Origin of the sequence: Heyndrickxia acidiproducens DSM 23148 (genome assembly GCF_000374345.1) — a bacterium.
Classification (GTDB): domain Bacteria; phylum Bacillota; class Bacilli; order Bacillales; family Bacillaceae_C; genus Weizmannia; species Weizmannia acidiproducens.
In genome coordinates this window covers 1-8855 of the sequence record NZ_KB894047.1, presented here as the reverse complement: position 1 = coordinate 8855, position 8855 = coordinate 1, and the positions used below count along the sequence as shown (strand labels likewise).

Genomic DNA, 8855 nt, shown 5'->3' with positions numbered 1-8855 from the left:
AAAGGCATCGCTGGGTAGCTATGTGCGGAAGGGATAAGTGCTGAAAGCATCTAAGCATGAAGCCCCCCTCAAGATGAGATTTCCCCTAGTTTAACTAGTAAGATCCCTGAAAGATGATCAGGTTGATAGGTTCGAGGTGGAAGCGCGGCAACGCGTGCAGCTGACGAATACTAATCGATCGAAGACTTAACCAAAAACGAAAAGCGGAAGCGCCTGTTCATCGGCGTACGGATTTCGCAGGCTTCGACTGAGATAAAGGAAACACAGCGAGTGGTTTTTACGAGCTGATGTTGACTTATCGGAGGGAGAAGACGGAGAAATACACCAGCCGATAGGCGCTGAAGCTGGACAAAACGAAAAGCGTAGGGTGCTTGTTCATCGGCGTATGAACTTCAGGGCCTCTGACTGAGATAAAGGAAACACGGTGAGGTACGAACCGATGTTGACTTATCGTAGGGAAGAGGACAGGAAGTTCACTAGCCGATAGCGCCTGGAGCTGGACAGTTTAGAAGTGCAATTCTTGGTTTTACTTGTTTTTCTCCTATCCAGTTTTGAGGGAATAAATTAAAATTTCCTATTGAAAAAAATAACCAATTTTGATAAAATAATTTTTGTCATTGAGGTCCGGCAATAATGGCGAGAAGGTCACACCCGAACACATCCCGAACTCGGAAGTTAAGCTTCTCAGCGCCGATGGTAGTTGGGGGTTTCCCCCTGCGAGAGTAGGACGTTGCCGGGCAGTTATTCCGCAGTAGCTCAGTGGTAGAGCTATCGGCTGTTAACCGATCGGTCGTAGGTTCGAATCCTACCTGCGGAGCCACTATGCTTCCATAGCTCAGCAGGTAGAGCACTTCCATGGTAAGGAAGAGGTCATCGGTTCGAGCCCGATTGGGAGCTCCATATTTTTTTATGTGTTGGCCCGTTGGTCAAGCGGTTAAGACACCGCCCTTTCACGGCGGTAACACGGGTTCGAATCCCGTACGGGTCACCAATTTTTACATATTTTCGGAGGATTAGCTCAGCTGGGAGAGCGTCTGCCTTACAAGCAGAGGGTCGGCGGTTCGAACCCGTCATCCTCCATTCTTATGCCGGCCTAGCTCAATTGGTAGAGCAACTGATTTGTAATCAGTAGGTTGGGGGTTCAAGTCCTCTGGCCGGCACCATCTCTTTTGGAGGGGTAGCGAAGTGGCTAAACGCGGCGGACTGTAAATCCGCTCCCTCAGGGTTCGGCGGTTCGAATCCGTCCCCCTCCACTTCAACATAAATTTGTTTTGGACATGCTCTTGGTGCCTTTTTTAATAGGAATGATATATACTATTGATATTGGGCCATAGCCAAGCGGTAAGGCAACGGACTTTGACTCCGTCATGCGTTGGTTCGAATCCAGCTGGCCCAGCCATTTTTGTTTTTATATTGGCGTTTAGCCGTTTGATATAAAGTATTTTTGAGGCCTGTTTATGAGCCATTAGCTCAGTTGGTAGAGCATCTGACTTTTAATCAGAGGGTCGCAGGTTCGAATCCTGCATGGCTCACTATTCTTGATTGTCATCTGTATGATCAAGGTTTTTTTAATTGCATATGCGGAAGTAGTTTAGTGGTAGAACAACACCTTCCCAAGGTGTGGGTCGCGGGTTCGAGTCCCGTCTTCCGCTTAAAACAGAAACGCTCAAATCCCTTGATACAAAAAGGATTGAGCGTTTTTTATTTACAGGAAAGTTGTGCCTGATTTTAACACAGTTTATGAGTTGTTGACGGATTGTTGACGGTTTAAATTTTTTTGACCTTTTTGCTTAATAATAGTGTCCAATTTTCTAGCGGCAGTTTTGTCTGCAGTTCGGAGCGCATGCCGTAACGGTTTTTGAAAGTACATATTGAAAATAAGTAATTTAATCCTTTATTTCTCTATCCAGCAAAAGAAGAATTCTATTTTTTAAATCAATTATATTTTCATCTAACTTGTCAGGTAGTAAATCATGTATATCATCAATTTCTGTACCCAGCTCCAAAATCTCTATTATTTCATCTGAGTAATTTTTTTCTTTCAAAGAATCAATAATACGATAATTAAAATATCTTTTCTCAGCTTCCTCTATCGAAATTTTTTTATTATATAAAGCTTCGATTACACCTAAAACATTCAACATATATCTTTTTCTTCAGTATTTTTATTAACACTCCATCCTTTCTTAGTTTTAACATTATATACTAATCCAGATTTGCTTTGGAGATAATGAATTGAAATTTTCTTGTGATTTTTGTCATAACCATCTTTATAAACTTTATGCCAAGTCCCACCTTCTATTTCTTTTAACGCTTTTAAAAGATCTTTCTCTCATTGGCATTTTATTTGGGGTAATGTTTGCCTTTATCTATTTCTACGCCATCTTTCATAATGAGTATAGTAATTGTATTATCTGCAGTAATTCAGTATTCATATGACACACCGGGCTGGCTCATCTCTATAAGTGACGATCATTCCATAGTTTCCTCTAATCGTATCGTAGAATAAATCTTTATGTGCAATGGGCTTAGCATCACTATGTTTTTTTAAATATTTTTCAAATCTTATCTCGGATTGATGTTTGATATAAACATGTCTGTAAATATAATATCCTCCACCAACCAGAGATAAAAAGGTTACTAATAATATCAGTATTTTTAATTTCCTTTTCAATGCACAGCCCTCCTCTTCTCTTTTTTAAGGATAGTTAGTACGGCACCTCCGCAAATAAAATAAGGGGGCATAACAATGGAATGGCGTATGAAATCACTTTCCAGAGTTGTAAGCGGGAAGTTAGTTGCAACAAACGTAACAACAGGAAAATGATTTTTAAAATTGCTTGCCCAAAATTATTGAAGAATAACTTTCGTGACATTATGAACAGCAATTGATTGCCTTATCAAAGACATCTTTTGGAATATATATTGCTCCATATTTGATTTTATAAGGTATCTTATTTTTTTCCAGTAATTCAGTTGCATTACTGTTTGTTTTTTTCTCCATCTTGTATATTCTTCAGTATATTTTTTTCACATCCAGAAACTGATAAAAACAAAAACGAAACCATTACAAAAGAGCAAATAAAACATTCTCCCTAATTTTGTTTAAAAGGCTTTTTTATCATTTTCCACACTTCTCCTTCATTAGCGGAAATTTCACGTGACTTAGATTATTGATCAATCATTAAGTTCTCTTTAACATTTTGTCTCCCATAAAATCATACCACTAATTTTTGAAATTCACTTATACCAATGGTGTTCGTTTCATTTCCATTGAGTTTTAAATCTCTTATTTACCATCCCAAGGTGCGGGCTGCGGGTTCGAGTCTCGTCTTCCGCTACTTTTAAGGCGTCTGCGTTTTTTTCTTAAACGGATAAGGCGCCATTTTTACGCATTTTTCTTGGGATTCTCTCCGGCCTTTTATAATGGCAGAGGTGGAATTTTCTTTCGCTGCCACCGTTCTAAAAAGTAATTGGAAAAAGCGGCAGCGCAAAGGCTACCGCTTTTTTAACAGGTTGAATTGGTTAATCAATTGGTCCAGGTTTCTGCTTGCCTGAACCACACGATCATCCCAATAGACAGTGGTGGAAGCAAGCTGAATCATTTCGCGGCGCTTTTCTTCAATTTGCATCATTAAAGTTTGGCTTTTTTGATTCATATAAACTCCCCGTTCATTCAGGATTCGTACATTTTTTCATAACCATTTTACTAAATATTTAAACACTTTTTCCAGATTTTTGCTACAATAGATGTGAACAATTTTTTACCTTTTTGAAACTTTTTTTTGCCGATCACGTAAAATAGCGTACCGCATAGGGCGGAGGGGGAAAATGGAAACGATTGTAAGTAAACAAATTAAACAGGTCATGAAGGGAGACCAAAACGCCTTCAATGACATTGTTGATTTCTATAAAGATAAAGTGTACCAAATCTGTTTCCGGATGATCGGCTGCCAGCATGAAGCAGAAGATCTGGCCCAGGAAACATTTTTGCGCGCATATGTCAATATCGGCAGTTTTAGGCAGGAACGAAAATTTTCCTCATGGCTTTACAGGATTGCGACGAATTTGTGCATCGACCGGATCAGAAAGAAAAAACCCGATTACTATTTGGATGCTGAAATTTCCGGAACGGATGGGCTCACCTTATATTCGACCATTGCAGCCGGGGAGAAGCGGCCGGATCTGCAGGTGGAAACCCTGGAATTGCAAGAAATGATCCAAAGGGAGATTCTTAACCTGCCGGAAAAATACAGGGTCATGATTGTGTTGAAGTATATCGACGAACTTTCATTATTGGAAATTAGCGATATGCTGGGTATCCCTCTAGGTACAGTAAAAACAAGAATTCACCGCGGACGGGAAGCGCTGAGAAAACAACTTGGAAAATTGTAGTGTAGAGAGGAAGGAAGCAAAATGGATGCATGCCCCGAGCAGATCATTCACTATATGCATGAGTACCTGGATGATGATATACCGGAAGACCATAAACAGATTCTTGAGCAGCATTTAGGAAGCTGCCTGCATTGCAAGCGGCATTTTTACGAATTAAAAAAAAGCATTTTTTACGTCCGGAGCCTGTCGGGTGTTACAGCGCCTGCCGGGTTTGTAAACCGCGTAATGGACAAACTCCCAAAAGAAAAAAGGCGGGTTGGCATGCGCCGCTGGCTGGGGGGGCATTCTTTTGCTGTTTCTGCCTTCTTATTCCTGGTTCTGATGGCGGGCGCGGTATTCTTAAAATGGAATGACGCGGGCGAATTCTCGGTAACAAAAAATAAAAATCTGGTTGTCAAAGGCCATACGGTAATCGTGCCAAAAGGGAAAGTGGTAGGGGAGGATATTACTGTGAAAAATGGCAATGTGCGGATTGAAGGAAAGGTAAAAGGAAATGTTACCGTTATCCACGGCAAAGAATACATGGCATCAGCCGGTGATGTAACGGGCGATGTGAAAGAAATCAATGAAGTGTTTGACTGGGTTTGGTATAATATCAAAGAAACGGGACAGGATGCATTAGCTGTTCATAAGTGAATATAATATAATGTCATGGGACCCTGAATCGGTTCCCTTTTCCTTTTCCATGATGTTCAATACTCCTTTTCTTTTTCAATAAATGATATAATGGAACAGTTGAAATACATGATTTTAGTTTGTGATTAATGGAGGCAGGGTCATGCATATTGCTGATTTCCCCATCTTGAACTATCTCTCCAACATTGTTGATGTTTTGGTGGTTTGGTATGTTATATATAAATTATTGATGGTAATCCGCGGAACAAAAGCAGTGCAGCTTTTAAAGGGCATTTTCGTCATTATCATTGTCAGAAGCCTCAGCAGCCTCCTCGGCCTGCAGGCACTGGCGTGGATGATGGATCAGGCGATAACATACGGCTTTTTGGCCATTATTATTATTTTCCAGCCGGAATTGCGCCGCGCATTGGAACAACTGGGCAGAGGCAAATTCTTTTCAAGAGCCAACAGCCAGGAAGAAGACGAACAGGCCCATCTGGTTGAAGCCATCGTGAAATCAACCAGCTATATGGCAAAACGGAGAATCGGCGCCCTGATTTCTATTGAGAGGGGAACGGGGCTGAGCGATTATATTGAAACCGGTATACCGCTTGATTCCGTCGTTTCTGCGGAGCTCTTAATTAACATTTTCATACCGAATACCCCGCTTCATGACGGCGCTGTTATTATCCAGAAAAGAAAAGTGGCAGCGGCTGCCTGTTATTTGCCGCTTTCTGAAAGCCCGTTTATCTCGAAAGAATTGGGCACAAGGCACCGGGCGGCCGTCGGGATCAGCGAAGTAACCGATAGCCTGACGGTTGTAGTGTCCGAAGAAACAGGAGGCATTACAATCACAAAAAATGGTGAATTACACCGTGATTTGACCTTGGATCAGCTGAAAGAAGTATTGGAAGTCGAATTGAGCTATGCTCCGAAATTAAAAGAACCTTCCTTATCGAAATGGAACTGGAGGGTAAAAAAACATGGATAAACTAATGGATAATCGTTGGTTTATGAGAATACTGGCTTTAATTTTAGCGCTGCTGCTCTACATATCAGTTGCAATCGAAAATGATGGAGGCAAAAAAATTATCGGCACAACAACAGCAAAGGGCAGCAGCGTGATTGAAGATGTTCCTGTCCAGCTCGTTTACGACAACAAAAATCTTGTCGTACTGGGGGCCCCGAAAACGGTGGATGTTACCATTTCAGGCCCGAAAGTGATTGTCCAGCAGGTGAAAGCATCAAGAGATTTCACTGTCTATATGGATTTAAGTGATACACAAATCGGCAGGCAGAGAGTGAAATTAAAAATGAAAAACCTTTCCGATAAATTAAAGTATAAATTGAGCCGTACATATGCGTATGTGACCGTGCAGGAGAAAGTAACGAAAACGTACAATGTAGAAGCGGAATACGATAAAGATTTGCTTGCGTCCGGTTATGAAGCTTCTACGCCGGTTGTCAGCCCAAGGACTGTAAAGGTAACCGGAGCAAAAAATGAAATTCAAAAAATCAGCTATGTGAAAGCAACTGTGGAAACCACTAAACCGATTACCGAGACGTTTACAAAGCAGGCTGCCATTAATGTTCTGGACAGAAATCTGAACAAGCTGGATGTCACTGTCAATCCAAGTAATGTCGATGTCACAGTGCCAGTGGCCAATCCAAGCAAGACGGTTCCGGTATCTGTGAACCCGATTGGCAGTGAAAATAACAACGTCACAATCAAAAGCATTACGACAGAACCGAAAAAAGTGACAATTTACGGCACCAACGAGCGTCTCAACGGCATCGATACCCTGCCGGTGAATGTGGATATCAGTGATATTACAAAAAATACGACCATAGATGTGCCGGTTTCATTGCCTGACGGGGTGAACAAGGTAAGCCCCGAAATGGTTAGAGCGACGATAACTGTTGAAAATAAAATGGATGAAAAAAAACTGACAGGCATCAAAATTAACGAAAAAGGCCTGGGCAACAGATACGACATGAAGTTCTTATCTCCACAAAGCGGAACCATTGATATTGTAGTGGATGGGACAAAAGAAGAGTTGGACAACATCTCTGCTGGCGACTTTGATGTTTATGTCAATCTGGCCGGCTTGTCGGACGGAGATCATGATGTCAGTTATATTGTATCGGGACCGAAAAACATTACCTGGAAACTCTCCAGTGAAAAGGCAAAAATACGAATAAGTGAAAAAGACGCACAAGAATAGATCAAGTACAAGATGTGGAAAAAGAAGGAGCGAAACCTAATGGGTAAATATTTTGGAACAGATGGAGTCAGAGGCATTGCGAATTCAGAACTTACTCCGGAGCTTGCTTTTAAACTGGGCCGCTTTGGCGGATATGTGTTAACAAAACATGCAAATGAACGCCCAAAGGTAATTATTGGCCGCGATACCCGCATTTCCGGGCAAATGCTCGAAGGCGCGCTCGTTGCCGGTCTTTTATCAATCGGTGCTGAAACAATGCGACTTGGCGTCATTACTACTCCGGGCGTTGCCTATTTGACAAAAGTGCTCGGTGCGCAGGCAGGGGTAATGATTTCTGCATCACACAATCCGGTCAGTGATAACGGCATTAAATTTTTTGGCCCTGATGGTTTTAAGCTGTCAGATGACCAGGAAGCGGAAATTGAAGAACTGCTGAATAAAGAAGTAGATGATCTGCCGCGGCCAATTGGAAAAGATTTAGGGATTGTGAGCGACTATTTTGAGGGAAGCCAGAAATACTTGCAATTTTTAAAACAGACAGTGGATGAAGATTTTACCGGCATTCATGTTGCGCTTGACTGCGCAAACGGATCTACTTCCTCACTCGCGACATATCTGTTTGCAGACTTGGATACCGATGTTTCTACGATGGGGGCTTCTCCCAACGGTCTAAATATTAATGACGGGGTGGGCTCTACCCATCCTGAGGCTTTGGCTGCTTTTGTACAGGAAAAAGGCGCCCAAGTCGGGCTTGCGTTCGACGGGGACGGAGACCGCCTGATTGCTGTCGATGAGAAAGGGCAGATCGTAGATGGCGACCAAATTATGTTTATCTGCGCCAAACATTTGAAAAAGGACGGATTTTTAAAGAAAAATACAGTCGTTTCAACAGTCATGAGCAATCTCGGATTCCATAAAGGGCTTGAGGCGCTTGGCATTAACAGTGTTCAAACGGCTGTCGGTGACCGTTATGTTGTGGAAGAAATGAAGGCTGGCGGCTATAATCTTGGCGGCGAACAATCGGGCCATATCATTTTCCTTGATTACAATACCACGGGGGACGGGCTTTTAACTGCCCTGCAGCTTGTCAATATTATGAAGATCACCAACAAGCCATTGTCGGAACTGGCCGGGGAAATGAAAAAATACCCGCAAAAGCTGGTGAACATTAAAGTAACGGACAAATATCATGTAGAAGAAAACGAAAAAATTAAAGCAGTGATCCAGGAAGTCGAACAGGAAATGGCAGGCAACGGCAGGATTCTTGTACGGCCTTCCGGAACAGAGCCGCTTGTCCGCGTGATGGCAGAGGCACCTGAAGAGGAAGATTGCGACAAATATGTATCACGCATTGCTGATGTTGTGAAGCAGGAAATGGGTTTGGAATAGAAATTATCAGTTCATGATGCATAAGGGGGAACCAAAAACACCCCTTATGCATATTTTATGTTGTCAGCTGCAAAATATGTTGACGGTAATGAAGGAAATAAGCTATGATAATGGTGTTGTTTTCTCTTATAAAAAATGGAAAGGAGCGTAGAAAAGAATAAGGATCTAAAGCGCCAGGACTAAATCCGGAACGGAAAAAGGATTTAGTTGACGAGGAGGAGGAGTATCGAA

General features: G+C 42.1%; 8 protein-coding genes, 9 tRNA genes and 2 rRNA genes. 16 read left to right on the top strand and 3 right to left on the bottom strand.

Annotated elements, in window-relative coordinates:
• From C232_RS0117450 to C232_RS0117400, 11 genes are all read left to right on the top strand, one after another.
• A 23S ribosomal RNA gene (locus C232_RS0117450) occupies positions 1–194 on the top strand; the annotation flags it as partial.
• 429 nt (positions 195–623) lie between these two features.
• Positions 624–739, top strand: a 5S ribosomal RNA gene (rrf, locus tag C232_RS0117445).
• Between the two features lie 6 nt (positions 740–745).
• Positions 746–820 (top strand) — tRNA-Asn (locus C232_RS0117440).
• Between the two features lie 4 nt (positions 821–824).
• A tRNA-Thr gene (locus C232_RS0117435) sits at positions 825–900 on the top strand.
• 16 nt (positions 901–916) lie between these two features.
• Positions 917–991 (top strand) — tRNA-Glu (locus C232_RS0117430).
• 16 nt (positions 992–1007) lie between these two features.
• A tRNA-Val gene (locus C232_RS0117425) sits at positions 1008–1080 on the top strand.
• Positions 1081–1087: 7 nt separating this feature from the next.
• Positions 1088–1163: transfer RNA gene (locus tag C232_RS0117420), tRNA-Thr, on the top strand.
• Positions 1164–1171: 8 nt separating this feature from the next.
• Positions 1172–1253, top strand: a tRNA-Tyr gene (locus tag C232_RS0117415).
• Positions 1254–1324: 71 nt separating this feature from the next.
• Positions 1325–1399: transfer RNA gene (locus C232_RS0117410), tRNA-Gln, on the top strand.
• 60 nt (positions 1400–1459) lie between these two features.
• Positions 1460–1532: transfer RNA gene (locus C232_RS0117405), tRNA-Lys, on the top strand.
• Between the two features lie 48 nt (positions 1533–1580).
• Positions 1581–1652: transfer RNA gene (locus C232_RS0117400), tRNA-Gly, on the top strand.
• A 234-nt stretch (positions 1653–1886) separates the two neighbouring features.
• Here C232_RS0117400 and C232_RS0117395 read toward each other — a convergent pair.
• The 3 genes from C232_RS0117395 to C232_RS0117375 form a co-directional block, all read right to left on the bottom strand.
• Entirely contained in the window at positions 1887–2144 is a 258-nt protein-coding gene (locus C232_RS0117395; RefSeq protein ID WP_018665399.1) for a DUF3969 family protein, read from the bottom strand.
• 287 nt (positions 2145–2431) lie between these two features.
• Positions 2432–2674: a DUF3139 domain-containing protein gene (locus C232_RS0117390; RefSeq protein ID WP_018665398.1), complete on the bottom strand. Its 243-nt coding sequence runs from the start codon at positions 2672–2674 to the stop codon at positions 2432–2434.
• Between the two features lie 823 nt (positions 2675–3497).
• Entirely contained in the window at positions 3498–3659 is a 162-nt protein-coding gene (locus tag C232_RS0117375; RefSeq protein WP_018665396.1) for an aspartyl-phosphate phosphatase Spo0E family protein, read from the bottom strand.
• A 172-nt stretch (positions 3660–3831) separates the two neighbouring features.
• Between C232_RS0117375 and sigW the strand changes: the two genes are divergently transcribed.
• From sigW to glmM, 5 genes are all read left to right on the top strand, one after another.
• Complete coding sequence (sigW, locus tag C232_RS0117370; protein ID WP_018665395.1) at positions 3832–4395, top strand: RNA polymerase sigma factor SigW; 564 nt, start codon at positions 3832–3834, stop codon at positions 4393–4395.
• A 21-nt stretch (positions 4396–4416) separates the two neighbouring features.
• A complete protein-coding gene (locus tag C232_RS0117365) occupies positions 4417–5031 on the top strand; it encodes an anti-sigma factor family protein (protein WP_018665394.1) in 615 nt (204 codons plus the stop codon).
• Between the two features lie 142 nt (positions 5032–5173).
• Positions 5174–6001: a diadenylate cyclase CdaA gene (cdaA, locus tag C232_RS0117360; RefSeq protein ID WP_018665393.1), complete on the top strand. Its 828-nt coding sequence runs from the start codon at positions 5174–5176 to the stop codon at positions 5999–6001.
• The gene (locus tag C232_RS0117355; RefSeq protein WP_018665392.1) at positions 5994–7235 is read left to right on the top strand and encodes a CdaR family protein; all 1242 of its coding nucleotides are present in this window, start codon (positions 5994–5996) and stop codon (positions 7233–7235) included. The genes cdaA and C232_RS0117355 overlap by 8 nt, the downstream gene beginning before the upstream one ends.
• Positions 7236–7274: 39 nt before the next feature.
• Positions 7275–8624 (top strand): phosphoglucosamine mutase, encoded by a 1350-nt coding sequence (gene glmM / locus C232_RS0117350; protein ID WP_018665391.1) that lies wholly within the window; start codon positions 7275–7277, stop codon positions 8622–8624.
• The last annotated feature ends 231 nt before the right edge of the window (positions 8625–8855 follow it).

Excerpts from the sequence above, each read along its gene's own strand:
- C232_RS0117395 (WP_018665399.1), bottom strand. The coding sequence starts at position 2,144 with ATGTTGAATGTTTTAGGTGTAATCGAAGCTTTATATAATAAAAAAATT.
- C232_RS0117375 (WP_018665396.1), bottom strand. The coding sequence starts at position 3,659 with ATGAATCAAAAAAGCCAAACTTTAATGATGCAAATTGAAGAAAAGCGC.
- sigW (WP_018665395.1), top strand. The coding sequence starts at position 3,832 with ATGGAAACGATTGTAAGTAAACAAATTAAACAGGTCATGAAGGGAGAC.
- C232_RS0117365 (WP_018665394.1), top strand. The coding sequence starts at position 4,417 with ATGGATGCATGCCCCGAGCAGATCATTCACTATATGCATGAGTACCTG.
- cdaA (WP_018665393.1), top strand. The coding sequence starts at position 5,174 with ATGCATATTGCTGATTTCCCCATCTTGAACTATCTCTCCAACATTGTT.
- C232_RS0117355 (WP_018665392.1), top strand. The coding sequence starts at position 5,994 with ATGGATAAACTAATGGATAATCGTTGGTTTATGAGAATACTGGCTTTA.
- glmM (WP_018665391.1), top strand. The coding sequence starts at position 7,275 with ATGGGTAAATATTTTGGAACAGATGGAGTCAGAGGCATTGCGAATTCA.